Source organism: Streptomyces sp. NBC_01463, assembly GCA_036227345.1.
Taxonomy (GTDB): Bacteria; Actinomycetota; Actinomycetes; order Streptomycetales; family Streptomycetaceae; genus Streptomyces.
In genome coordinates this window covers 4,718,901-4,743,285 of the sequence record CP109468.1, presented here as the reverse complement: position 1 = coordinate 4,743,285, position 24,385 = coordinate 4,718,901, and the positions used below count along the sequence as shown (strand labels likewise).

Sequence of the window (24,385 nt, the reverse complement as noted above, 5' to 3'; positions counted from 1 at the left end):
CACGCCCAGATAATGGACCGATCGTTCAAATATTGCGTAGGAGGAGGGGTATGACCGCCGGGGGAGCCGCCCACGTCGTCGACGTGCAGCACCGCTACGCCTTCGCCCTTCTCGGCAGCGTGCAGACCACGCTGATCTTCACGCTCGCCGCGATCGCCGTACCGCTGCCGGTCATCGGGCGGGAATTCGGCTTGCAGCGGGCCGACTTGATCCTGCTCAGCGCCTCGTACGGGCTGACCTTCGCCGGGCTGCTGCTCTTCGGCGGCCGTCTGGCCGACCGCTACGGCGGGCGGCGCACCCTCGCCTTCGGCCTCCTTCTCTTCGCCGCCGCCTCGGCCGCCGCCCCGTTCGCTCCCGGTGTCGGGGCCCTGCTCGCGGCCCGTTTCGCGCAGGGCGCCGGTGCGGCCCTCGTCGCGCCCGCCGCCATGGCGGTGCTGCGTGCCGCCCATCCGTCACCCGCCGCGTACGGCAGGGCGATGGCCACCTGGGGCGGCCTCTCCGTGCTCGGCGCGACCGCCGGGAATCTGCTCTCCGGCGTCATCCTGACGTGGCTCTCGTGGCGTTGGACGTTCGTCGTGCCGCTCGTGGTCGCGGTCGCCGCCCTGGCGCTCGCGCCCCGGCTGCTGCCGCACACCGCTCCGCACCGCGGCAGGACGCTCGACCTGCCGGGCGCTCTGCTCGCCACGGCCGGGATCACCTTCGCCAGTTACGGACTCGTCGTCACCGACGTCCGGCCCTGGTTGTCGGCGGGCGTGCTCGTGCCCCTGCTCGGCGGGACCGTCCTGCTCGTCGTGTTCCTGTGCGCCGAGCGCCGCGCCGGCGACCCGCTGCTGCCGCCCCGCTTCCTGCTCGACCGGCGGCGGGGCCTCGCCCTCACGGCCATCGCGCTGAGCGCCTGTGCGACCGCGATGACCTCCGTGGTCCTCTCGCTCCACCTCCAGCAGACACGCGACTGGTCACCCCTCCGGACCTCGGCGGCCTTCGTGCCGTTCGCCCTCGCCCTGATCACATCCGGCCGGGCGGCAGGGCCGCTCGCCGTGCGGTACGGGGCCGGAGCCGTCACGACCGCCGGACTCGGCACCGGCGCGGCCGGGCTCGCCCTCCTCGCCGGCCCCGGACTCCACGCGCACACCCCGTACGCGTACGGGCTGCTGCCGGGACTCGTGCTGCTGGCGGCCGGTACCGCCGCCGCGTTCGGCGGGGCCGCCGTGCTCGCCACCGCAGGTGTGCCGCCGCACCGGACCGGGCTCGCGGGCGGTGTGCTGAACAGCGCGATGGAGCTCGGCCCGACCGTCCTGTTCGCCCTCCTGCTCGCGCTCGGTAGCGACTCCCTCTCGCTGGCCGCGACGGGGTGCGCCCTCGCCGTCACAGCCGTCCTCAACCACCGCACCCACTGAACCAGCACCTGCACGCCAACTGAGCCATTCATCAGAGGAGTTACCGGACCATGAACCGCTTCACCGGCAAGACCGTGCTCGTCACCGGCGCAGGCTCCGGTCTCGGCCGCGCGATCGCGCTCGCCTTCGCCGCCGAGGGCGCCTCCGTGATCGCCGCCGGTCGCACCGCGGCCACCCTGGACGAGACGGTCGGCCTCATCGAGGCGGCCGGCGGCACGGCTGCCGCCCGTACGGTCGACGTCACCGACTCCGGCCGGCTCCAGGACCTCGTGCGCGAGAGCGTCACCCGCTTCGGCGGGCTCGACATCGCGGTCAACAACGCCGGGATACTCCGCGGCGCCGGCCCGGTCGCGGACGTGAGCGAGGAGGACTGGGACGCGGTGCTGCGGACCAACGTCACCGGCGTCTGGCTGGCCATGAAACACGAGATCGCGCACATGAGGGAGAACGGCGGCGGGGTCATCGTCAACGTCTCCTCCAACCTCGGCGCCCACCTGCGCATCCCGAACGCCGCCGCCTACATCACCTCGAAGGCGGCGGTCTCCGCACTGACCCGCGCCGCCGCGCTCGACCACATCCAGCAGGGCATTCGCATCAACGCGGTCAGCCCGGGCGCCTCCGCCGCGCCCATGTCGCTCCGGCCCGGCGAGACCGAGGCGGGCCGGACCGAGCGGGTGAAGTCGGAGAACCCGCTCGGCCGGGTCGCGGCGGCCGAGGAGGTGGCGGCCGCGGTGCTCTACCTCGCGTCAACCGCGGCCGGATCGGTGGTCGGCACCGACCTGGTCGTCGACAGCGGTTCATCGGCCTGAGGCCTCGGCCGCGCTCCGTCGGCTTCGAGGATCCGGCGGAGCTCGGCCGCGGGGTACGGGGTCTCCCTGTCCCCGTCCTGGACCTTCAGGTAGAAGTCCGTCAGCTCTGCGGCGAGCGGCGCGTGCCGGGAGAGGACGGCCCTGGCCTTCGGCGGCCCGGGCAGCGGGTCCTCTCCCCGGCCGCATGCGCGGATGAGTGCGATGCGTTCGTCGCGCTCGTATCCGTACAGGGCGGTGATCAGCCAGTTCACCAGCCAGCTGACCGTGTAGCAGCGGTCGTAGGTCCGGTGCAGGCCGAGGAAGCCGGCCTCGGAGGGTGACAGGTCGAACAGGGAGGACAGGGCGAGGCCGAAGTCCGTGAAGTAGAGGCGCCGGCCGTCGGTGAGGATGTTCTGGAAGTGGGCGTCGAAGTGCAGGAGCCCGTGCGCGTTCATGAAGGACGTACCGGCCTCCAGTTCGCGCTCCACCATGGGGAGGACCTCGTCGGCGGCCTCTTCGCCGGTCTGCGCCAGCTCGGTGAGCCAGTCGTGGAGCGTGAGGGGGATGTACTCCAGGAACAGCGTGAGGCTCGCCGAGGACTGCTGAAGGCCCTCGATGCGGCGACGCACCTCCGGGCTCCCTCCCCAGAAGGCCACCACCTTGTCCACGTCCGCGAGGTCCTCGGGCAGTACGGCCGTCTCCGGCAGCACGCGCCAGTGGTACATCATCGGGAACCCCGGGTACGCGCCTTCGAGCACCCAGTTCGTCGTCATGGTGTGGACGGCGAGCTCCCGCCACGCCCCGAAGCCGGGCCCGCCGACGCCGTACTGACAGCACATGGGCAGCCCGTACAGGTTGGCCGTGGACCGTACGTTCTCCGGCAGCAGCTCCAGGTCCGTGAGCGGCACCCGCTTCACGAAGACCTGCTTCCCGTCGGCCTCCAGCAGCGCGGACCTCCCGCCGATACCGGAGCCGAGCGGCGGGGCGGCGTCCACAAGTGCGGCCAGCTCGTGGTCACTTCGCAGGGCGAGGGCGGTGGAGACAGTGCTGTGGGCGGCCAGGCGCGCCGCGGCCGCCATGTCGGGGTGCCCGGCTGCGCCCTGCGTCGAGACGTCCGTCGGAGTGTGCGTCGAGGCGCTCTTCGGGTCATTCGTCGGGCCGTGTGTCGGGTGATTCGTCGGGGTGTTCACCGGGGTGCTCATCGCAACGCCGGTTTCTTCTCCACTGCCCACAGGCCTCCGCCTTCCGTGAGTCGCTCGGTCGATCGGTCGCTGCCTCTCCGCACTGTAGGCGCAGGTCCGATCGGCTCAGGCGCGGCGAGCCTCGGCCGGGCCGCGGCCCGGCCGCGGAGGATGGGTGGGCGACGGCCCCGGGCCGGGCCGCGAACCCGCCCCGCAGTGGAGAAGCCTGGTGATGAAGATGCCCGACGATGCGCCGTTCCCCGGCGGCGGCCGCTACGGCGAAGCCTTCTTCCGTCCCGAACAGGCGGGGGAGGGCGAGCGGATCGACTTCGGGGCGCTCGCCTACGACGACATCACGATGGCGCGGCTGCGGGCACTGGGAGCGGGTCCGGGCTGGCGCTGTCTCGACGTGGGCGCCGGCACCGGCACGGTCTCCGGCCGGCTGCTGGGCGAGGCCGGGGTGACGAGCGTGCTCGCGGTCGACCGCGACGTCCGGTTTCTCGCCGAACGGTCGGTCCCGGGGCTGGAGGTCCTGGAGGCCGACATCGCCGCCCCCGGCTTCGCCACCGGGCTGCGCGGTCCCTTCCACCTCGTCCACGCGCGCTTCGTGCTGATGCATCTGCCGGATCGTGAGCGTCTGATCGCGGCACTGGCCGGCCTCGTCGCGCCCGGTGGTGTGCTGGTGCTCAGTGACGCGGTCGACCTGACGAGCGACCGGGCGCCCGGCACGCCGTACACCGCGGCGATGCGGGCGATGTGGCAGGGCCTGGGGGCCACCATCGGCACCGATGTGTCCTGGGTGCCGTCGTATCCGCAGTTGCTGCGCGGGGCGGGGCTCGGATCCGTCGCCGCCGAGATCCATGTGCCCCCGCTGCTTCCGGGCAGTGCCCTCAGCCGATTCTGGGCGGAGACGTGGGAGCGGAGCAGGGAGGCGATGGTCGCCACCGGCCTGGTCGACGACGCGGGTGTCGACGCGGCGGTGCGCTACCTGGAGTCCGAGGAGTGCGCGGCGTTGTCGGCCGGGATGCTCACCGCCTGGGGACGGAAACCGGGTGGGAGCCCTCGCTGACGGGGCCCTCACCCGGCTGATCCGCTCTGCTCCGGCGGCACGGCCCGTGGAGCCGGCCGACGGGACGCCCGCTACGTCGGGGAGACCCCGCCGTCGTAGACGTTGTCCGGGGTGGCGATCTGCGTGATCGCCCGGGCGAGCAGCGTGGAGGGCTCCTGGGTCCCGCTGAGGGAATCCGTGTTGATCATGATGACCAGGGTGGCCTTGAGCGGGGGCAGGTAGACGGTGACGGTCTCGTACCCCGGCAGGGAGCCGTTGTGCCCGATCCAGCCGCCGGTCTCGAAGATGCCGAGGCCGTAGCTGAGACCGGGAACGCCGGTCGGCAGCGTCTTGAGCCGCTGCGCCTGCGTCCTGGGGCTGAGCAGTTCTCCGGTGGCGACGTTCCTGGCCCAGCTGCGCAGGTCGTGCAGATCGGAGATCATCGCGCCGGCGCCCCACGCCCAGCTGGGGTTCCAGCAGGTGGCGTCCGCCGTCTCGCCGCTCAGCGTCTGGTCGGTGTATCCGTGCGGGTGCGGTGCGGGGAACTCGGGCCCCGTCGGGAACAGCGTGTGGCGCAGACCGGACGGGCGGAGCACCCGGTCGTGGATGAAGTCGCCGAGCCGCTGCCCGCTGACCTTCTCGATCACCAGGCCGAGCAGGATGAGGTTGGAGTTGGAGTACTGGAACTCCGCGCCCGGCGCGAAGGTGTTCTTGTGCTTCATGCCGTACGCGAGCAGTTCCCGCGGGGTGAAGTAGCGCTGCGGGTCGCTCAGCAGGTCGTGCTCGAAGTCCGCGTCGGCGGTGTACGGGAACAGGCCGCTGCGCATCTCGGCGAGCTGGCGGAGCGTGATCCGGTGTCCGTTGCGCACGCCGGGTACGTAGTCGGAGATCGGGTCGTCGAGGCCGACCCGGTGTTCGTCGACGAGTTCGAGCAGGGCGGTGACCGTGAACGTCTTGGTCTCGCTGCCGATCCGGACGTACGAGTCGGCGGCCATCGGCTCACCGGTGGCGGTGTCGGCGACGCCTGAGGCGCGGACGTAGTTCCCCTTGCCCGGCATCCACAGGCCGACGACGGCGCCGGGAATGCCGGCCTGCTCGCGCACGTCCTCGATGGCTCTGTCCAGCCGGGCTCTCAGCGCGGGATCGAGGCAGTCCCGGGCGCAGCTGTCGTGCCGGTCGATGCCCGCGGCCTGGACCGGCGGCGAGCCGGCCAGGGTCATCGGGGCCAGCACGGAGGCCACGAGCAGTGTGGCGGCGAACAGCCGTCGGGCGGGGGTGCGTCGCATGTCGGAGCGCCTCTTCCGGGGTCGGGGGAACGGAGCGCCACATCACCATCCGGACCGCGGGGGCGGGGCACCGTCCGACGCGCGCTCCGGCGAGTCCACCCGTTCGGGGTCCGGCCCACGTCCGAGCAGCCGCGGTTCAGGCCCGGCGGAAGGTGAACCGCCGGGCGGCCTCCGCGGGCGTGACCCCTTGTCCCCGCCCGGGGACGTCGTACACGAAGGCGGCGCCCTCCGCTCGCAGCCGGGCCTCGTTCGCGTCCTGCCTCATGAGGGCGGCGTAGGCCCTGACGTCCGCGGCGGAGACGTCGTCCCGCGGCCGTTCCGCGTTCTGTCTCAGCAGGTCCGCCTCGCCCTGCGGGAAACGCAGCACGGTCACCGGCGCACCGAAGCGTTCGGCGAGGGCCGCAAGGCGTGCGCGTGCCCGCGGCGTGACGTTCGTCGACTCGGCGACCGCGGTGCGGCCCGCGGCGAGTCTGCCGGCGATCCGGCGGTCGCGTTCGTCGAAGATCCGCGCGTCGGCCGCGTCGCAGACGGCATCCGCTCCCTCGTCCCCGAAGAGCTCCGCACGGATCGCGTCGCTGGAGACGACGGCCTCCGGGTCGAGACTCCCCCGGGCGACCAGCTCACGGACGAAGGCGGTCTTGCCCGAGGCGGGCGGTCCGACGAGTACGACGAGTCCCGCGGGGACCGGCATCTGCTCGGCGCTCATGGTGCCTGGCCCGACAGGGCGGACAGGGCGGCGCGGGCCGCGGACATGAAGGCGGCCTTGCGTTCGTCCAGGTGCTCGTTGACCTCGGTGTCGCCGATCTCGCGCCACACCGCTTGGTTGAGCGCGCGGCCGTACGCCTGCACCGCGGCGTGCAGGTCCGGTGGGCAGAGCAGCACGAGGTGCCGTTCGGCGACCCAGAGCGCGGTCATGTCGGCGCCCGCCGACGCGTTCCAGCCGGCGTCCTCGCCCCATGCGTCGGGGCGGCGGTAGGCCGCCCGTTCGGCTGCCTGGGCGCACGCGATGAACTCCTTGATCGCCTGCAGCTGTTCGGCCCGGCGGGCCTCGCCGGTGGCCGCCCTCAGCCGCCGCTCCTCGGCCCGGTCGGCGGACCGCTGGGTGGCGCGCTGGGACAGGGCCGTCAGCCCGCCGCCGAGCGCGACGCCCGTGAGCGAGAGGACCGAAGTCCACACCTCCGAGGCCATGCTGTCCCCCTACGACAGGTCCTTGCGCATCAGCGTGCACATGGTCTCGTACCGGCGCAGCGAACCGTCCGGCGCCTCCACGTCCCAGGAGTCCGGCTCGCTGCCGTAGGCCTCGTACCCCAGGCGTTCGTACAGCGCCCGCGCACGCGGGTTGCTCTCCTCCACCCCGAGTTCCGCCCGCCGCAGGCCGCGTGACCTGATGCGGTCCTCCGCGGCACGGATGAGCACGGTGCCCAGACCGCACGACTGGAGAGCCGGCAGCACCCCGAGCTGCCACAGCGTGCCGGCGCCGGCCGCGCCCCGGTAGTCGACGCCACCGATCGCGACGGGGAGATCCGCCGGCGTACAGACCGCGAGATAGTCCACCTCCCCGGCCGCCGCACGCTCCAGCTCATGCGCCACGTGCGCGAGATGAAGCGGCGTGCCGGACCAGGCGCAGGACGGCAGATCGGCGGGCACCAGGTCACGGACGAGGACGGGGACGACGATCTCGTCCGCCGCGGCAGGCAGGAGGCTCATGTCCCCATCCCAGCAGGCGGAGGGAGATCCGCACAGGGGATTTCGGCGCAGGGCACGAGCCCCGCGCCGACCGGTCACCTCTCACCGCGACAGCAACAGCAGCCCCTGTAAAGGGCCTTCAGGGCCTTCAGGGCCTTCAGGGCGTGATCATCGGGAAGTTCGGGTCGAAGTCGTCGAGGAGTCCGGCAAGGGTCCGCAGGACGGTGTCGTCGCCGTCGAGGGTGATCTTCCCGGCCTCGGCGAGCCGGTGCGCCTCCCCGGGCTTGAGGACGGTGGCGACGAGGGCGGCCTTGGGGCCGCGGGCGGTGAGCTGGGTCCCGGGGTGGGCGCCTCGGCGGGCGTTGAGGACTCCTCGCCGCACCCACATGGTCCAGGTCTCGTCGGTGTCCGTGAAGTGGAAGTCGATGCGGAGGTCGGCGTCGGCGGCCTTGTCGCCGATGAGGTGCACGGCCGCGAAGTCGAAGAGGATGCCGACCGGCATCGCGAGGATCGAGTCGGGGCTCGCCGTGGCGAACGCGGCCGGTACGACGCCGTCGCGCAGTTCCCTGGCGGCGGTGAGAAAGATGCCGCGCCACTGCGGGCCCTCGGCCTGGTAGCCCATCTGCTCGTACGCGTCCGCCTGGAGGTTCTTGGCCTCGGTGTTGCCCGGGTCGGCGAAGACCAGGGCGTGCAGGATCTGGACGGCCCAGCGGTAGTCGCCGTCCTCGAAGGCGCGGCGGCCCTCGGCGAGGATCTGTCCGGGGCCGATCAGGTCCGTGAGGCGGCGGGCGGTCTCCGCCGGGGTGTGCGGGTGGAGGGTGGCGGGGTCGCCGTCCCACAGGCCCAGTTCCTTGTGGAAGACGGCACGGACGTCGTGGTGGAGGGTGCCGTGGTAGCCGCGGCTGGCCCAGTTCCTGCGCAGCTCCTCGGGGAGCTCGACGGCCTCGGCGGCCTCCAGCGGGGTGTAGCCCTTGTTCGCGAGCCGCAGCGCCTGGTCGTGGATGTACTTGTACGTGTCGCGCTGGGACTCCAGGAACGTGGTGATGTTCTCGTTCCCGAACACCGGCCAGGTGTGCGGCCCGTAGTGCACCTCGGCCTCGTCGCCCCAGCGTTCCAGCGTCTCGTCGAGATAGCGGGCGAAGTTGCGGGCGTCCCGCGTGCGGGCGCCGCGCAGGGTCTGGATGTTGTGCAGGGAGTGGTTGGCGTTCTCCGCGCAGGTCAGCGCCTTGAGCTGCGGGACCCAGATGTGCATCTCCTCGGGCGCCTCGGTGTCCGGGGCGTAGAGGAACTCGAATTCCAGGCCCGCCAGTTCCCGCTTCTCCCCGGTCCTGGTCACGGAGTCGGTCGGGGAGATGTACGAGATGGTGCTGCCGGACGGGGCGTAGATGCCGATGCCGCTGGTGACGCAGCCGCAGGAGTTCCGGTCGAGGAGGCTGCCGAAGGCGTATCCGGCCCGGCGGGACATGGCGTTGCCGGCGATCACGTTCTCGCCGATCGCATGCGCGTCGAAGGAGGCGATCGTGCCCGGGGCGATGATCGGCACCTTGCCCGACGCGACGTCGTCCGCGCTGACGACGCCCTTGACGCCGCCGTAGTGGTCGATGTGCGTGTGGGTGTAGATGACGGCGGCCACGGGCTTGTCGGAGACGTGTTCGCGGATCATCCGCATCGACATCGTCGCGGTCTCGACCGAGGCGGTGCAGTCGACCACCACCAGGCCGGTGTCGCCCTCGATGACGGTCAGGTTCGCGATGTCGCCGTTGCGGACCTGGAAGACCCCTTCGGCGATCTTGTACAGGCCGCCCTTGCGGATGAGCTGCGACTGCCGCCAGAGACTCGGGTTCACCGTGTCCGGAGCCGGGGTGTCGTCGCCGATGTAGTCGAACCACGCCGGGTCGAAGATCACCCGCCCGTCCCGCGTCTGCACCGTGCCGGGGAACGGGGCGAGAAATCCGCGGTCGTTGTCGGCGAAGTCCCGCCGGTCCTCCATCGCGTACCTGGAGACGGCCTCCCGGTTGATCGCGGCGGTGGCGGGGGTGGCGGGCTTGGGCGCGTAGGCCATGAGAATTCCCTCTCGTTCGCCGGCCGCACCGGCCGGCTCGGCGCGGCCCTGCCCCCAGAGCCTCACCCGGGCCGGAACGGCCTGCGAGCCGATGGGGCCGTTCGGGTGACGGCCGGTCTTCCTGACCGGAGCGGGATGATGGGCCCATGACAGACGTGGTCTTCTTCGATCTGGACGGCACCCTCGTCGATCACCGGAGCGCGGTCTTCGCGACGATCGGCCGGATCATCCGTTCCGCGCCGAACGCGACCGCGCCGCCCGAGGAGTTGGCCGCGTCGTGGTGGGCGCTGGAGGCGCGCCACATGCGGGAGTACCTGGCCGGTCAGTGCTCCTTCGCCGAACACCACCGGCGGCGGATCCGGTCGTTCCTGCCGATGCTCGGGGAGCCGGTGCCCGGGAGCCCGGCCCTCCTGGACTCCTGGATCGCCGAGCGCTACCTCGCCCCGTTCGAGGAGTCCTGGACGTGCTATCCCGATGTCCGGCCCTGCCTGGAGACGCTGAAGGCGCTCCCCCGGGGGCCGCGTCTGGCCGTCCTCACCAACGGGGACCCGGGACAGCAGCGCGCGAAGCTCGCCCGGTTCGGACTGCTCGGCTGCTTCGAGGCCGTCCTGACCCCGGCCGAGCTCGGCGCGGCCAAGCCCGCCGCCTACGCCGCCGCCTGCCGGTGGATGCGTACGGACCCGGCGCGGGCGGTCAACGTGGGCGACATGCTGGGCAGCGATGCCGACGCGGCGGGCCTCGCCGGGCTGACGGGCATCTGGCTGGACCGCGGCATCGACTTCGTCACCGGTGGGCCGTCGCCGGCGGCGGACGCGGCGGTGCTCCGCATCGAACGGCTCACCGACCTCCCCGGCCACGTGGCGCACACCGACAGCGGGAACGGCTGACCGGACCCGCCGCAGGTTCGGTACCGGTGGCCGGTCAGTCGTCCCGGCCGTGGCGCATGAACCAGTGGGTGTCGAAGTAATGGGCCAGCGTGAACGGGTGGGACCGGTCGGTGAGGGCGCGGCAGACGAACTCCGCGGCCCGGCAGCCGAAGGGGACGTCCTCGCCGTCGAAGGTGCGCACCACGACGGTCCAGCGGTCCGGGTCGGCGTCGTCGGTCCGCCAGCAGTACAGGTCCTCGTGCTCGGTGCCCGCCCAGATGAGCAGACCGTCGTCCCTGAGGTGCGTCCACGGCTCCTGGTTCAGGTCCAGGAACGCGTCGAACGAGCCCGCGCCGAACGTCTCGACCATGCGCCGGTAGTCGCCCGGCAGTGCGGTGCCCAGGCGCGACTCGATCTCGGCCCAGTCCACATCCGGCCGTTCGTCCGGCCCGCTCCAGCCCGTGATCCGCTTGAGCCGCTCCATCCAGTCGAGGTCATCGCCCTCGTGCGGAGCGAGCGCCAGGACTTCCGGCACGTCCCTGCGGACGACCACCAGCACCGGCCGCACCTCCCCTCCGGCGTCGCGCACCGTCCCCGTGCCGAACCACTGGTCCCCGTACGCCCACCCCCTCATCGTCACGGTCCGGTCCCCGAAGGGGGCGAGCAGAGCCGCTCCCCCGCAGTCGCCGGCCGTCGGATCGGTGAAGCCGTCGAGGGCGAGGGTGCGCGGCGTCCCGAACCGGTTGGCGAGCAGGCCGGTCAGCGCCTCCGGGTCCAGGTCACCGGGCAGGAACAGGTGGGTGTGCTCCGGGCCGAGCCGGGCCAGCAGGTCATTGACGGTCAATTGCGTGAGCTCCATGGCGGCAGTGAAGCGCACCGCACTGACAGTCGGGGACGAACGGGCGGCCGCCCGGACAACACCTCCGTGGCGCCGGGGGTCCGCGGCCGTTCCGCCCGTCCCGGTCCGGCCCCTCGGGTCCCGGGTTCCCGGTGTCCCGTACGTCATGGGGTGCAGGTCTTCGCCCAGGTGTGGGAGTGCACGAACCGCCCCGGGGCGAGGTTGCGGCGTTGCCCCCGCTCGACGCAGCCGATGCGTTTGCGCAGGCCGGCCTCGGCGAAGTACGCGACGTCGACGAAGCCCTTCGGGTCGGCCACTCCGTTGTTGTATATCGAGCCCGGCGTGCCCGCGATCGCCCAGCTGCAGTCGTGCTGGCCGTCGGTCCAGTCGGAGTCGTCCCCCGACCAGGCGCACATCTGCCCCCCGCCGTCCGCCGCCGAGAAGAAGCAGACGGAACCCGGGGCGCAGCGGTCGTAGCCCGTGGCCGTCCCCGTCGGCCCGGGGCTCCGGCCCGCACGCGCGTCCGCGCCTGCCCCGGCCCCGGCTCCCGTCCGGGCCTCCGGCCTCGGCGCCGGGTCGTCGGTCAGCAGGGTCCGGACCCCGAGGCCGGCCACCGCCAGTACCAGCACGCCGGCCGCCGCCGCGAGCAGGGGACGGCGCGCGCGTCTGCGGCGCGGCGGCCGGCCCGCCGCCGCCTCCGAGGTCCGCCGCAGCAGCGAGGCCGCGTCGTACGGGGCCCGTTCCTCGTGCGTACGGGAGAGGCAGTCCGCCACGATCTCCCGCCAGGCGGTGGGGAGTTCGGAGGAAAGGCGTAACTCCTCCTCACCGCGGGCGTAGCGCACCGCCGCGTCCCGCCGGGCCGTCGGGGTACCGCCCGGCAACGGGAACGAACCGGTCAGGACCACGTGCGCCAGCACGCCGAACGCCCAGACGTCCGTGGTCCTGCGGATCTGCATGCCACGCTCGCCGACCTCGGACCACAGCAGCTCGGGCGGGGTGTAGTCGGCCGTCGCGAACCCGGGGGAGTACGCGTGCGTGCCCTCCAGTTCGGCCGCCATGTTGAAGTCCCCGAGCCGTGCCGTGCCGTCCTCCATCAGCAGCACGTTGCCCGGCTTGAGATCGCCGTGCACCCAGCCCGCTTCGTGCAGCTGGTGCAGCCCCTCGCAGATCTGCACGAGCAGGCGCGGCCCCTGGCGCGGCGGCCGGTCCGCCGCCAGCAGCGCGTCGAGGGAGCCGCGTGCCTCCTCCAGGACGAGGACGGTCGCGCCGTCGAGTTCCGGATGGGCCGGGTCGTCCACCGTCAGCGCGTCGTGCATCCGGATCAGCCGGGGCGAACGGAGCCGGCTCAGCAGGTCGACCTCCCGCTCGGCCAGCTCCCGGAGGTGGTGCAGCTGGCGCGGCGTACGCGTGCCGGTCGGGAGGAACTTCAGGGCGGCACGGGGCAGTTCCGCGGCGCCGTCCTCGTGCCGCGCGGCGTACACATGGCCGAAGGCCCCCGCGCCGAGGGGCTCCTCGACGATCCAGGGACCGACCCGGTAGCCGGGCGGAACGGACGCGACGGCGTACGGCTCCGGCCCGCTCACCGGCCCCCGCCGCCCGCGCAGAAGGCCGGCGCCGCGAGATCGTCCTCGCGCACCAGGTCGAAGCGGAGCGCGAGGGAGACCAGCATCTCCTTCTTGCCGTTGAGACGGGGTCCGGGTTCGCAGGAGTCGGGGCCAGGCTTGAGCCGCAGCTTCACGGCCAGATAGTCGATGTTCCACTGCACCGCGGCCCGGTTGGCCGCCGGCCAGCACGGGCGCAGCCGTTCGACGACCTGTTCCACGGTGGGCAGCGGGGCGTACGGCTCACCGCGCAGCCGGGGCTCGCACAGGGCCGCCAGCACGGTGAAGTACCGCTTCGAGCGGTCCAGGGGGAAGGCCAGCGCGGTCGGCTCCCCGCCGCGGCCCCGAGCGGGCTCGTTCCGGCCCCGACGGCCCGCACCGTCCGGTCCGCCCGGCCGTTCCGGCTGCTCCGCGCCCTCCGCCGGGGCGGCGTAGTCGTGCCGGGGAGCCCATACGTCGAAGCTGAGCAGGTCGGTGCCGGCGGGCAGGACCACCCGGGAGAACTCGAACGCCACCGGGGCGCCCAGTCGCCTCGGCGCCACCTTGATGTGTTCCCCCGCGCCCTCCGGGTTCTCGACGGCGTAGGTCGCCGCACGGCTGAAGTTGCTGAGCGACCAGTAGGTGTCCGTCGCGGTGATCTCGCCCGCGGAACGCGAGACGCCGTCGTGCGGAATGGTGAGGAGGGTCTGTGCGCCGGTGGATGCCGATGCCTCCCGGCCGAAGCGGAGGGTCTCTCCCGGGGCCAGCCGGAGCTTCTCGCAGGGGGCCATCCCGGGCCCCGGAACCACGATAATGGTGTACATGAGCTGATTCCTTCCCCCGAAGGTCTCCCTTGAGGGTAGGAAACGGCGATAAACATCCGCATGACGCGCAGGCCGGTACGGCGTCACGCCCGATCGCGCTCGCCGTACCGGTCCAACACGCCTTGTAACGCTGCCGGTTGCCGTCGGACGGTACGGCTGCCTCGTACGTACCGGGGCGGGGCGGCCCCGGTCCCTACCGCACCGGGAAGCCGAAGGAGTACCCCTCCTGCCGCAGCCACGGCAGGACCTGGCCCAGGGCGGCCAGGGTCTGGGAGCGGTCGCCGCCCGCGTCGTGGAAGAGCACCGTCGGTCCTTCGGAGATCTCCCGCTTCACGGTGGCGACGATGGTGTCCACGCCGGGGTGCTCGAAGTCCTTCGTGTCGACGTTCCAGCCCAGCGGCCGCATCCCCCGGGACGCGGCGAGGTGCCGGCTGAAGGGGGTGAAGGCGCCGCCCGGGGCCCGGTAGTACTGCGGCCGGACACCGCCGGACGCCTTGGTGATCATGCGTTCGGCGTCCAGGATCTCCTTGGACTGGTAGGCCTCGGACTTCTTGTCCATGGCCGTGTCGTGGGAGACGGTGTGGTTGCACAGCCGGTGCCCGCCCGCCACGACGGCCTTGACCAGGTTCGGGTACGCCTGGGCCTGCGTGCCCACCATGCAGAACGTCGCCTTCACCCCGCTGTCCTTGAGCAGTTGCAGCACCTGCGGCGTCCAAGTCGGGTCGGGTCCGTCGTCGATGGTGATGTTGACGCCGCGGGCCCCCGCGTCCGAGGCGTGCACGATGTCCTCCGCGACCTTGGACACCTGGCCGGCGGGCTGGGAGTGCGGCGCCTGCACACGGGCCTCGGACTGCCGCGCTCCGGCGGTGCCGGCCTGCGCGGTCCACATCGAGGTGGCCGCGGCCAGCGCCGTCACCCCGAGCGCCGCCGCGAGAAGCCGGCTGTGCCATGCCCTTCCCTTGTGCTTCGCCATGTCCGCCCGCCCCTTTGCTGCCTGCGCCGATGCCCTGCCTGCCCTGCCCCCATCAAGACATACGAACGCCCGCACAGGATGCTCCTGTTACCGATTGCAGACGAACCCGAAGGAGACCGGCGACAAACCCCGGGGCGACGCGGCGGCTGCGGCGGCCCGACGCCCTCGGAAGGGCTCCCGACCAGCGCTTCTCACGGCTGGAAGTAGTCCGCCATCATCAGACTGACCCACTCCGGCTGTGTGACGTCCACCGCCCGGAACTCCCGCATCGCCGGCTTCAGGTCGATCACCGGGGTGCCCGACACCGCGTCCAGGCCCACCACCGTCAGTTCACGGCCCTCGACGGATTCGACGGCGCAGCACGTCACCCCGATGCGGTTCGGCCTGCGGGGGCCGCGGCCGGCGAAGACGCCCACCGGCGGGAGGTCGGAGCGGCCGCGGTAGGGACGGGGTTCGCGGTAGTCGTCGCTCTCGGCGAACCGGTCGAAGACGAAGAGGACCTCCACGTGAGAGAAGCCCTCGAGCCCCTGGAGGCACGCCTCGCCGAAGCGTTCGTCGACCGTGATCGTGCTGCGGACGGCCCCCCAGTTGTCCGTGTGCTGGACGTCCGTCCGGTCGTTCCGGACCGTACCGATGGGTGTGATCTCGAAGTTCGGCATGGCAGGACTCTCTCAGTGCTCCGTGCCGGAGCGGAAGGCCGGCTCTCTGCGCGGGAGTTCGTGCACGACGGCACCGTACGGGCGGAGGGTCTGGAGCTTTTCCCGCACGCCCGGACCGGGAGTCGCGCAGAGTGGTCCGTATGACGACGACACCCGCGGAGCTGCTCCGCTCCTTCGCCCGCACCCGCGCCTCGCTCGACGGTGACGAGGTCACGTACTGGTGGTCCGGAGACGTGTACTCCTGGTCCCCCGACGAGCCCTACCGGCGCGTCTTCGGCTTCGAGGGGCTCAACGTCGCCCGCCTGGTCCAGGACGCCGAGGCCGGCCCGGACGCGTACCGACTGCTCACCCGGGAGGCCGCCTTCTACCTGGACCCCGTCAGCCGCGAGATCCTGGAGACCTGGCAGGACCTGCCGGTGGTGCACGTCTGGAACGACCCGGCGAACCAGAGGTGGCGCCCCTTCCCGGTCCCGACGACCGAGCTCGGCGGACAGGTCTGCTTCAGCCTGGAGATCCCGCTGTCCTACCCCTCGCCGCTGCCGGTGGCCGAGTACCCCGTCCACTCCTCCGGTGACACCTACAAGGCCCTGGAGCTCTTCCAGTTCTTCGCCGACCGCGCCGATCTGTCCGGGCCGGCGCCCAGCGTCCCGGCCACCATGTCGTGGACCCGGATGTCCCCGTGGCTCCCCTGGATGGCCCGCGCCCAGGCTCCCGGCGGGCTCACCTTCCACTGCCGGGGCCGCAAGCTCGGCTCGTACGCCGAGGTCCCCGAGCGCACCCGTGCGTACATCGCCGCCCACCACCCGGAGTTCGCCCGGGCCCCGGAGAAGTGGAGCGAGCCGAACGAGACCAGCTGGACGTACTTCCGGAAGCTCAACCCGCCCGCGTGAAAACCCGGAACAGCCCCCGCCGCGGCTGCGGGCGGGGGCTGGTGGCGATCGGCGCTGGGGGTTACTTGGGGTCGTCGTTGAAGCGTGCGGTGGACCAGCGGTAGCCGAGGACGGTGAGGGCGAGGCACCAGGCGAGGGTGAGCCAGCCGTTGTTGCCGATCTCGGTGCCGAGGAGGAGGCCGCGGAGGGTTTCGATGGCGGGGGTGAAGGGCTGGTACTCGGCGATGGGGCGGAACCAGCCGGGCATGGTGTCGACGGGGATGAAGGCGCTGGAGAGGAGGGGGAGCAGGATCATGGGGAGGGCGTTGTTGCTGGCGGCTTCGGCGTTGGGGCTGATGAGGCCCATGCCGACGGCGATCCAGGTGAACGCGGTGGCGAAGAGGACCAGGAGTCCGAAGGCGGCGAACCATTCCAGGACGGTGGCGTCGGTGGAGCGGAAGCCGATGGCGGCGCCGACGGCGCCGACCAGGACGACGCTGGCGATGCATTGCAGGACGCTGCCCAGGACGTGGCCGATGAGGACGGATCCGCGGTGGATGGCCATGGTGCGGAAGCGGGCGATGATCCCTTCGGTCATGTCGTTGGAGACGGAGACGGCGGTGCCGATGGTGGTGGAGCCGATCGTCATGAGGAGGAGGCCGGGGACGATGTAGGCGATGTACTGGGCGCGGTCGGCGCCGCCGCCGCCGATGCCGGCGCTCATGACGTCGCCGAAGATGTAGACGAAGAGCAGGAGCAGCATGATCGGGGTGAGCAGGAGGTTGAGGGTGAGGGAGGGGTAGCGGCGGGCGTGCAGGAGGTTGCGGCGCAGCATGGTGTGGGAGTCGCGGACGGCCAGGGGCAGGGTGCTCATCGGGTGGTCTCCTGGGTCTGGTGCGGCAGCGCGCCGGTGGGGGTGGTGAGGGCGAAGAACACGTCGTCGAGGTCGGGGGTGTGGACGGTGAGTTCGTCGGCCTCGACGCCGGTCGAGTCGAGCCAGTCGAGAATGGCGCGCAGTTCGCGCTGACTTCCGCCGCTGGGGAGTTGCAGGGTGAGGGCTTCGTCGTCCCGGGCGGCCTCGTGCAGGGCGGTGGCGGCCGACCGGTACGCGGACGGGTCGGTGAACCTCAGCCGTACGTGTCCGCCCGGGACGAGCCGCTTGAGCTCGGCCGGGCTTCCCTCGGCGGCGATCTTGCCGTTGTCGAGTACGGCGATGCGGTCGGCGAGTTCGTCGGCTTCGTCGAGGTACTGGGTGGTGAGCAGGACGGTGACGCCGGTGGTGACGAGGCTGCGGATGATGCCCCACATGGTGTGGCGGGAGCGTGGGTCCAGGCCGGTGGTGGGTTCGTCGAGGAAGATGATGCGGGGGCTGCCGACCAGGGTCATCGCGATGTCCAGGCGGCGTTTCATGCCGCCGGAGTAGGTGGAGGCGGGCCTCTTCGCGGCGTCCACCAGGTCGAAGCGTTCCAGGAGTTCGGCGGTGACGCGCCGGCCATCGGCCCTGGTGAGGTGGTGCAGGTCCGCCATCAGGAGCATGTTCTCCTCGCCGGTGATCAGACCGTCCACGGCGGAGAACTGGCCGGTGACCCCGATCGCGGCACGCACGGCCTGCGGCTCGGTGGCCAGGTCGTGGCCCCCGACCCGGATCTCCCCGGACCCGGCGCCCGCCGACACCAGAGACGACAGGATCTTCACCGCCGTCGTCTTGCCGGCCCCGTTCGGACCCAGCAACGCGAACACCGAGCCCGCCGGGATGCGCAGATCGATGCCGTCGAGGACGACCTTGTCACCGTAGGACTTGCGCAGACCGACGGCGGAGACGGCGTCGGCGGACGGCTCCTGGCCGTGACCGTTTTTGGATGTGGGCATGACAGATGAAGGCATGGGGCCCTCCCGGTAGAAGGCTGGAAGACGAAGGGGACGGGGAGTGGAGGGGAGCGAGGCGCAGGGGGCGTCGGCCCTCAGGCGCGGACCGCGGCGCGGCGGATGTCGATGTTTCCGTGGCGCGTGCGGGCCCGCACCTCGACGGTGTCCTCGGACTTCTCCGGACTCTCCGACGCGGTCAGCGAGTTGTGCACGCTTCCGTAGCCCGAGCTGACGTCGAGCCAGGCGGCGGTGCCCTCCCGCACGCCCACGTGGATGGCCCCGTGCGAGGTCTCCAGCTCGACGCTGCCGCGGGCGATCTCCGTGACCCGCAGGGTGCCGTTGGCGGTCTTGGCCGCGACGGAGGCCCTGGCCCGGTCGATGATGATGTCGCCGTTGGCGCCGCTGACCCGCAGGTCACCGGCGACGTCGCCGACGCTGGTGGTGCCGTGCGAGTTCTTCAGCACGGCGAGGCCCGTGATCGTGCCGACCCTGATGCTGCCGGAGCTGGTGGCGATCTCGGCGGGACCCTCGACGCGGTCCACGGTGATGGACCCGTGGGAGGCGGTCAGGTTCAGCGGGCCGGTGGTGTCGAAGCGGGCGTCGCCGGACGAGATCTTCACCCGGACCTCACCGAGCCGCCCGTCGCCGCGGACCTCGGCCCACGCACCGGTCGCCTCCACCTGGGAGCCCTCGGGCAGTTGGACGGTGATGTCGGCGGTGCCGGTGCGCCCGAAGAGGTTGGGCTTGGGCGTCTTGATGCGCAGCGTGCCGCCCGAGTACGTGACCTCGGTCTGCTCGGCGGCCCGCACGTCCTGGTCCCTCTTCGCGTCGCGGGGCGCGACCTCCACGACGGTGTCGGCGCGGTCCGCCGCGACGAACTGGATGGATCCGGCGTCCACATGGGCGCTGACCGAGATCGGCTGGGGAGTGTCGAAAGAAGGCATGGCTGTCCCGTCCTCTTGGGTCCTCTTGGATGTTCGTGGCGTCCCCGCTGGTGGGACGTGGTGCGGGCGAATCGGTGTCCGGTGCCGGGCGGGGGCTAGCGCACCCAGCCCGTGAAGCTCTGGCCGCTGGTCCTGGTCTTCTCGGGGGCACGGGGGGCCGCGGCGGCGCCTCCCGTGTCGAGGGCCGCCGACACGACGCGGACGAGCCACGCGTTGACCGACAGTCCCTCGTGGCCCGCCGCCTCCTCGGCGCGGGTCTTGAGCTGGGCCGGCAGGCGCAGGTTGACGCGGGCGGTGCCGCCCTCGTCCGTGTCGGCGAAGGCGGGGGCCGGTGCCGGTGCGGGCGCCGGCGATCCGAGCGGTTCGGTGCGGTCCTCGTGCTGCGGCAGTACGACCACGAAGTCGGGGTCCAGGCCGCGCAGTCGTACGTCGACCGAGCCGGGGGCGAGTTCGCGGGTGATCTCGTCCATGGCCGCGGAGAGCACATTGAGCAGGGTCAGCCGGGTGGCCGACTCCAGCGGCGCGGTCAGCCGCTCGGCGAGCTCGCGGGCTTCGTCACCCCCGGCCTCGGCGGCCACGGCCAGTTCCCTGCGGAGTGTTTCGACGTACGGCGTGAGGTCCATGACGCAATAGTGGCACCACGATGGCGCCATGCGCAAGCTATTGGGTCCAGAAAGTGGCGCCACATGGCGCCACTCAGCACCGTAGGAGTAGATAAGCCCAGGTCAGAGGCAGGTACAGGCATGGCGCCAATGTGTCGCGAGTGAGGGCACCGGCGGTGTCGCCGACGCCCCCATGTCCGGATGTGACAGGGAATCGTCATTGCGGCCATCCGGCGCGGCGGTGAGGATGGATCCATGAGCGATTCGCACCGGGTCGTCATCGCGGTCTTCCCCGATGTCGACCTCCTCGACGTCACCGGCCCGGCCGAGGTGTTCGCGCTGGCCAACCGGGAGACCGGGGGCCGGGCCGGCTACCGGGTCCGGCTCGCCGGGCCGGCCGCCGGAGCGGTGCGGACGTCCGCGGGCGTGCGGGTGCTGGCCGACCTGGCCTTCGACGAGGTCGGCGGGCAGGTGGACACCCTGCTGGTCCCCGGCGCGGTCGACATGACCGAGGCCGGCCCGGTGGCCCGGATCGATGCCGAGGTCGTCGCCTGGGTGAAGGAGACCGCACCGCGCGCCCGGCGCGTGGCGTCGGTGTGCGTCGGTGCGCACGTCCTGGCGGCCGCCGGGCTGCTGGACGGGCGGACGGCGACCACGCACTGGTCGACCGCCGCCCAGCTCGCCGCCGGTCATCCGGACGTCACGGTCGATCCCGATCCGATCTTCGTCCGCGCCGACCGGGGCAGGCTGTGGACCGGGGCCGGGATCAGCGCCTGTCTGGACCTGTCCCTGGCCCTGGTGGCCGAGGACCTGGGCGAGGACGTCGCGCTGGCGGTGGCCCGGCAGTTGGTGATGTACCTCAAGCGGCAGGGCGGCCAGAGCCAGTTCTCCGTACCGCTCAGCCGGCCCGCCTCGGCCCGCCGTGACATCGACGAGCTGCGGCTCTGGATCGCCGACCACCTCGACGCGGACCTGTCCGCGGAGGTCCTGGCGGCCCGGATGTGCGTGAGCGAGCGGCACTTCGCCCGCGTCTTCAAGCAGGAGACGGGGGCCAGTCCGGCCGCCTACGTCGAGGCCGCCCGGGTCGAGACGGCCCGGCGGCTGCTGGAGACCACGGACGTCCCGCTCACCCTGGTCGCCGCCACCGCCGGGCTCGGCTCGGCGGAGACCCTCCACCGGGCGTTCAAACGGCAGCTCGCCACCACCCCGGCGGCCTACCGAAGGCGCTTCCGCACCCAGCCCCGCTGATCCGGCCCGACCGGTCCGGATCCCTGCCCGGCCCTGCCCTGCCCATGTGACCTGCCCATCCACCCTGCCCATGTGGCCGGCCTCTTCGGCCTGCCCGTCCACCACCGACAACGAGAGGCTCCCCATGAGCACGAACACCCCGTCCACGCCCCTGCGCGACGTCATCGGACTCGACGGCCGGCCGCCCCGGCTGAGCGAGTCCGCGCTGGTCCTGATCGACTTCCAGAACACCTATCGCGAGGGCGTCATGGCCCTGGAGGGCGCCGAGGAGGCGCTCGCCGCGGGCGCCCGGCTGCTGGCACGGGCCCGTGCCGCGGGCATCCCCGTCGTCCATGTCATCAACGACGGCGGCGAGGGCACCCCGTACGACATCCGCGCCGACATCGGCGCCCTCAGCAAGGAGGTCGCGCCGGTGGACGGGGAGCCGGTCGTGGTCAAGCAGTTCCCCGACGCGTTCCACGCCACCACCCTGGAGGAGAGCCTGCGCGGCCTGGGGGTCGAGTCCGGCACCGGCCGGAACCTCGTGCTCGCCGGCTTCATGACGCACATGTGCGTCACCTTCACCGCACAGGGCGCCTTCAACCGCGGCTACCGGCCGACCGTCGTCGCCGAGGCCACCGCCACCCGGTCGCTCGCCGCCCCGGACGGCACCGTGCTGCCCGCGGCCACGCTCCGGACCGCCGCGCTGACCACCGTCACCGACCTGTTCGGCCTCGTCGTCCCGACCGCCGACGCCCTTCCCGCCTGAGCGGGCCGGCTCCCGTGCCGCAGTGGCGGTACGGGAGCCGTGGCGCGTGCGGACACGCCTACGGCCGCTTGTTCCGCCACAGCCAGCCGGAGCCGGCCACCGTCAGCAGGAAGACCAGGACGATGACCGTCCAGCGCGCCACCGGCTCCGCCGGACTGCCGTGGTGCGGGACCGGCGAGAAGTACCAGATGACGTGCGCGGCCACCGGAACGAGGACCGTCATGGTCAGACCGGTCCACTTCTGGGCCACCGTCCAGTAGCGGGCCCGGCACACGATCACGACGGCGGCGACCATGGCCGCGAAGCCGGTCCAGGTGAGGACGATGCCGCCCCCGAGGTACGGCAGCACGTCGCCGGCCACCAGCAGCACCGGCGGCAGCCAGGCCGGGGAGCGGCGGCGGGCCGGCCTGCGGGGCTGCGCGGCCGGGGTGCCACCGAGCTCCTGGAGGGCCGTCGCGGCGATGGCGCGCGGGTCGCCGACCTCCTGGAGGATCTCGCGCACACTGCCGGGCCGTTCGGCGAGCGCGACCTCGATGTGCTCGCCGAGGTCCGCGATCAGCTCCTGGCGGGCCGCGGGCGGCAGGGCCGACGTCTCGCGTTCGACCGCCGCCAGGTACTCGCGCGTCAGCGTCTCATCGGTCTTCAAGGTGGTGGCCTTCCCTATGCACCGAGCCCCTTGCCCGGTATGACGAGGTGGTCGACGGCGGTCCGGAATCCCGGCCAGACCGCGGCGAACCGGGCGAGGGCGGCATGGCCGGCCTCGGACAGTTCGTAGTAGCGCCGCGGCGGTCCGGTCGTCGACTCCCGCCAGGTGGTGACGACGAGTTCCTCCCGCCGCAGCCGTGAGAGCAGCGGGTAGACGGTGCCCTGGCCGGTCGCCAGTGCGCCGGTCTCCTGCAGTTCCCGCAGCAGCTCGACGCCGTACTTCGGCTCGTCCCGCATCAGCGCGAGCACGCAGTACTCCAGCACTCCCTTGAGCAGCTGGCTCTCGATCCTGCCCGAGGCGGCACCACTCTCCTGGCCGCCACTTGCCTTACCGGGTTCCATGCAATGCAATGTACCAGGGTGCCCACTACCCGGCACCATCCGCGCCGCCACGGCGGACCGTGAGTTTTCGGCAACCACCGCGCAACGAAATGCGGCGGAAACATACGGGACCCCATGACGAAACGCGCGCCGGTCACGCTCGCAGTCGCCCCCACCGCACGCCGCCCCGAGGAGGGACTCCCCCCGTGACCCCCGTGACCGTGGCCGCGACAGGCCTCGACACAGGCGACACCGCCTGGCTGCTCGCCGCCACCGCACTCGTTCTGCTGATGACTCCAGGGCTCGCGCTCTTCTACGGCGGCATGGTCCGCTCGAAGAACGTACTCAACATGCTCATGATGAGCTTCGTGTCGATCGCCCTCGTCACCGTCGCCTGGCTGCTCGCCGGGTACTCGCTGGCCTTCGGCGACGACGCGTTCGGCGGGGTCATCGGGGACCTCCGGCACGTCGGCATGGCCGGCATCGGGCCGGACACCCTCACCGGCAGCGTGCCGACCCTGCTGTTCACCACCTTCCAGCTGACGTTCGCGATCATCACGGCGGCGCTGATCAGCGGGGCGATCGCGGACCGTACGAAGTTCGCCGCCTGGCTCGTCCTCGTACCGGTGTGGACGCTGCTCGTCTACGCCCCCGTGGCGCACTGGGTCTGGGGTCCCGGCGGCTGGATCAAGGACTCGCTGGGCGCGCTGGACTTCGCCGGCGGGCTCGTCGTGGAGATCGCGTCCGGGGCGTCCGGGCTGGCGCTCGCCCTCGTGGTCGGGCCGCGCATCGGGTTCCGGAAGGACGCGATGCGCCCGCACAACCTGCCCATGGTGATGCTCGGCGCCGGACTGCTCTGGTTCGGCTGGCTCGGCTTCAACGGCGGTTCCGCGCTCGGCGCCAACGGCCTGGCGGCGGCCTCCCTCCTCAACACCCTGGTCGCCGGCTGCACCGGACTGCTCGGCTGGCTCTTCGTCGAGCAGAAGCGCGACGGCCACCCCACCACCTTCGGCGCGGCCTCGGGCGCGGTCGCCGGGCTGGTCGCGATCACCCCCGCGTGCGGCACGGTGGGCATCCTCGGCGGCGCCGCGGTCGGCCTCACCGCGGGCGTCGTCTGCTCGTACGCGGTCGCCTGGAAGTTCCGCTTCGGCTACGACGACTCGCTGGACGTGGTCGGCGTGCACTTCGTCGGCGGCATCGTCGGCACCCTGCTCATCGGCCTGTTCGCGACCGCCGCCATGACCGGTGGTGCGGAAGGGCTCCTCTACGGGGGCGGGTTCGGCCAGCTCGCCCGGCAGGCCGTCGCCGTACTCGCCGTGGCGGCGTACACGTTCCTCATGACGTACGCGATCGGCAAGGCGGTCGACCGCCTCATGGGCCTGCGGGCCTCCGAGGACGACGAGCTCACGGGCCTGGACCAGACAGTGCACGCGGAGAGCGCCTACGATCACGGCGCCCTGGGTCACGGCGCTCCGCAGGCCGTGACCCGGCCGACGACGCTCACCAAGGACAGGAAGCCCGCCTCATGAAGCTGATCACCGCGATCGTCAGACCGCACCGCCTCGACGAGGTGAAGACCGCGCTGCAGGAACTCGGCGTGCACGGGCTCACCGTCACCGAAGCCAGCGGATACGGGCGGCAGCACGGCCACACCGAGGTGTACCGGGGCGCCGAGTACCGCGTCGACCTGGTCCCCAAGGTCCGGATCGAGGTCGTCGTCGCGGACCCGGACACCGAGCCGGTCATCGACGCGATGGTGCGCGCCGCCCGGACCGACCGGATCGGCGACGGCAAGGTGTGGGTGCAGCCGGTGGAGACGGTGGTGCGGGTCCGCACGGGCGAGCGCGGACCCGACGCGCTCTAGCTCCTGACCGGCAGGCTGCCCGCCCGGCGC

The 24,385-nt window shown here is 72.2% G+C and carries 26 protein-coding genes; 9 read left to right on the top strand and 17 right to left on the bottom strand.

The features are described 5' to 3' along the window. Window positions 1-50: 50 nt before the first annotated feature. Entirely contained in the window at window positions 51-1,397 is a 1,347-nt protein-coding gene (locus OG521_20960) for an MFS transporter (GenBank protein WUW23117.1), read from the top strand. Between the two features lie 50 nt (window positions 1,398-1,447). Beyond that, a complete protein-coding gene (locus OG521_20955; GenBank protein ID WUW23116.1) occupies window positions 1,448-2,206 on the top strand; it encodes an SDR family oxidoreductase in 759 nt (252 codons plus the stop codon). Here the strand turns inward: OG521_20955 and OG521_20950 are convergent. Then, window positions 2,134-3,264, bottom strand: coding sequence for a protein kinase family protein (locus OG521_20950; GenBank protein ID WUW26753.1), 1,131 nt, complete (start codon window positions 3,262-3,264; stop codon window positions 2,134-2,136). The two genes, OG521_20955 and OG521_20950, sit on opposite strands and share 73 nt — an antisense overlap. Window positions 3,265-3,598: 334 nt before the next feature. Between OG521_20950 and OG521_20945 the strand changes: the two genes are divergently transcribed. Next, a complete protein-coding gene (locus tag OG521_20945; protein ID WUW23115.1) occupies window positions 3,599-4,435 on the top strand; it encodes a methyltransferase domain-containing protein in 837 nt (278 codons plus the stop codon). Window positions 4,436-4,506: 71 nt separating this feature from the next. Here OG521_20945 and OG521_20940 read toward each other — a convergent pair whose 3' ends face one another. The 5 genes from OG521_20940 to OG521_20920 form a co-directional block, all read right to left on the bottom strand. Then, entirely contained in the window at window positions 4,507-5,700 is a 1,194-nt protein-coding gene (locus tag OG521_20940; protein ID WUW23114.1) for a beta-lactamase family protein, read from the bottom strand. A 136-nt stretch (window positions 5,701-5,836) separates the two neighbouring features. Further along, a complete protein-coding gene (locus OG521_20935; GenBank protein ID WUW23113.1) occupies window positions 5,837-6,406 on the bottom strand; it encodes an ATP-binding protein in 570 nt (189 codons plus the stop codon). Continuing rightward, window positions 6,403-6,888: a hypothetical protein gene (locus OG521_20930; GenBank protein WUW23112.1), complete on the bottom strand. Its 486-nt coding sequence runs from the start codon at window positions 6,886-6,888 to the stop codon at window positions 6,403-6,405. Before OG521_20930 ends, OG521_20935 begins: the two co-directional genes overlap by 4 nt. Before the next feature lie 9 nt (window positions 6,889-6,897). Continuing rightward, a complete protein-coding gene (locus tag OG521_20925; protein WUW23111.1) occupies window positions 6,898-7,407 on the bottom strand; it encodes a GNAT family N-acetyltransferase in 510 nt (169 codons plus the stop codon). 136 nt (window positions 7,408-7,543) lie between these two features. Continuing rightward, window positions 7,544-9,448 (bottom strand): MBL fold metallo-hydrolase, encoded by a 1,905-nt coding sequence (locus OG521_20920; protein WUW23110.1) that lies wholly within the window; start codon window positions 9,446-9,448, stop codon window positions 7,544-7,546. A gap of 146 nt (window positions 9,449-9,594) precedes the next feature. Between OG521_20920 and OG521_20915 the strand changes: the two genes are divergently transcribed. Next, window positions 9,595-10,335: an HAD family hydrolase gene (locus OG521_20915; protein ID WUW23109.1), complete on the top strand. Its 741-nt coding sequence runs from the start codon at window positions 9,595-9,597 to the stop codon at window positions 10,333-10,335. A 34-nt stretch (window positions 10,336-10,369) separates the two neighbouring features. Here the strand turns inward: OG521_20915 and OG521_20910 are convergent, their stop codons facing one another. The 5 genes from OG521_20910 to OG521_20890 form a co-directional block, all read right to left on the bottom strand. Then, window positions 10,370-11,173, bottom strand: a complete 804-nt coding sequence (locus tag OG521_20910) for an SMI1/KNR4 family protein (protein WUW23108.1) — start codon at window positions 11,171-11,173, stop codon at window positions 10,370-10,372. A 143-nt stretch (window positions 11,174-11,316) separates the two neighbouring features. Further along, complete coding sequence (locus tag OG521_20905) at window positions 11,317-12,735, bottom strand: serine/threonine-protein kinase (protein ID WUW23107.1); 1,419 nt, start codon at window positions 12,733-12,735, stop codon at window positions 11,317-11,319. Then, the gene (locus tag OG521_20900) at window positions 12,732-13,556 is read right to left on the bottom strand and encodes an FHA domain-containing protein (GenBank protein WUW23106.1); all 825 of its coding nucleotides are present in this window, start codon (window positions 13,554-13,556) and stop codon (window positions 12,732-12,734) included. The genes OG521_20905 and OG521_20900 overlap by 4 nt, the downstream gene beginning before the upstream one ends. A gap of 193 nt (window positions 13,557-13,749) precedes the next feature. Then, window positions 13,750-14,529: a polysaccharide deacetylase family protein gene (locus tag OG521_20895; protein ID WUW23105.1), complete on the bottom strand. Its 780-nt coding sequence runs from the start codon at window positions 14,527-14,529 to the stop codon at window positions 13,750-13,752. A 191-nt stretch (window positions 14,530-14,720) separates the two neighbouring features. Next, window positions 14,721-15,188: an SAM-dependent methyltransferase gene (locus OG521_20890; GenBank protein WUW23104.1), complete on the bottom strand. Its 468-nt coding sequence runs from the start codon at window positions 15,186-15,188 to the stop codon at window positions 14,721-14,723. A gap of 140 nt (window positions 15,189-15,328) precedes the next feature. Between OG521_20890 and OG521_20885 the strand changes: the two genes are divergently transcribed. Beyond that, window positions 15,329-16,078, top strand: a complete 750-nt coding sequence (locus tag OG521_20885) for a DUF1838 domain-containing protein (protein WUW23103.1) — start codon at window positions 15,329-15,331, stop codon at window positions 16,076-16,078. A 61-nt stretch (window positions 16,079-16,139) separates the two neighbouring features. On the opposite strand, the gene OG521_20880 is transcribed toward OG521_20885, so the two are convergent. The 4 genes from OG521_20880 to OG521_20865 all read right to left on the bottom strand — a co-directional run bounded on the left by OG521_20880 (window position 16,140) and on the right by OG521_20865 (window position 19,490). Then, window positions 16,140-16,931 carry an ABC transporter permease gene (locus tag OG521_20880; GenBank protein ID WUW23102.1) on the bottom strand — a complete coding sequence of 264 codons (792 nt, stop codon included), beginning with the start codon at window positions 16,929-16,931 and terminating at the stop codon, window positions 16,140-16,142. Next, on the bottom strand, window positions 16,928-17,926 hold the full coding sequence (locus tag OG521_20875; GenBank protein WUW23101.1) for an ATP-binding cassette domain-containing protein: 999 nt from the start codon (window positions 17,924-17,926) through the stop codon (window positions 16,928-16,930). Before OG521_20875 ends, OG521_20880 begins: the two co-directional genes overlap by 4 nt. A 92-nt stretch (window positions 17,927-18,018) precedes the next feature. Next, window positions 18,019-18,867 carry a DUF4097 domain-containing protein gene (locus OG521_20870; protein WUW23100.1) on the bottom strand — a complete coding sequence of 283 codons (849 nt, stop codon included), beginning with the start codon at window positions 18,865-18,867 and terminating at the stop codon, window positions 18,019-18,021. A gap of 95 nt (window positions 18,868-18,962) precedes the next feature. After that, window positions 18,963-19,490, bottom strand: coding sequence for a hypothetical protein (locus tag OG521_20865; protein WUW23099.1), 528 nt, complete (start codon window positions 19,488-19,490; stop codon window positions 18,963-18,965). Window positions 19,491-19,724: 234 nt separating this feature from the next. Here OG521_20865 and OG521_20860 point away from each other — a divergent pair, with 234 nt between their 5' ends. Together OG521_20860 and OG521_20855 are read left to right on the top strand one after the other, a co-directional pair. Beyond that, complete coding sequence (locus tag OG521_20860; GenBank protein ID WUW23098.1) at window positions 19,725-20,717, top strand: DJ-1/PfpI family protein; 993 nt, start codon at window positions 19,725-19,727, stop codon at window positions 20,715-20,717. A 124-nt stretch (window positions 20,718-20,841) separates the two neighbouring features. Beyond that, on the top strand, window positions 20,842-21,465 hold the full coding sequence (locus tag OG521_20855) for an isochorismatase family protein (GenBank protein WUW23097.1): 624 nt from the start codon (window positions 20,842-20,844) through the stop codon (window positions 21,463-21,465). Between the two features lie 58 nt (window positions 21,466-21,523). Here OG521_20855 and OG521_20850 read toward each other — a convergent pair whose 3' ends face one another. Further along, a complete protein-coding gene (locus OG521_20850) occupies window positions 21,524-22,111 on the bottom strand; it encodes a hypothetical protein (protein WUW23096.1) in 588 nt (195 codons plus the stop codon). 14 nt (window positions 22,112-22,125) lie between these two features. After that, entirely contained in the window at window positions 22,126-22,512 is a 387-nt protein-coding gene (locus OG521_20845; protein WUW23095.1) for a PadR family transcriptional regulator, read from the bottom strand. A gap of 200 nt (window positions 22,513-22,712) precedes the next feature. Between OG521_20845 and OG521_20840 the strand changes: the two genes are divergently transcribed. Together OG521_20840 and OG521_20835 are read left to right on the top strand one after the other, a co-directional pair. Next, window positions 22,713-24,020 (top strand): ammonium transporter, encoded by a 1,308-nt coding sequence (locus OG521_20840; protein WUW26752.1) that lies wholly within the window; start codon window positions 22,713-22,715, stop codon window positions 24,018-24,020. Next, window positions 24,017-24,355, top strand: a complete 339-nt coding sequence (locus OG521_20835; protein ID WUW23094.1) for a P-II family nitrogen regulator — start codon at window positions 24,017-24,019, stop codon at window positions 24,353-24,355. The genes OG521_20840 and OG521_20835 overlap by 4 nt, the downstream gene beginning before the upstream one ends. Window positions 24,356-24,385: the final 30 nt, after the last annotated feature.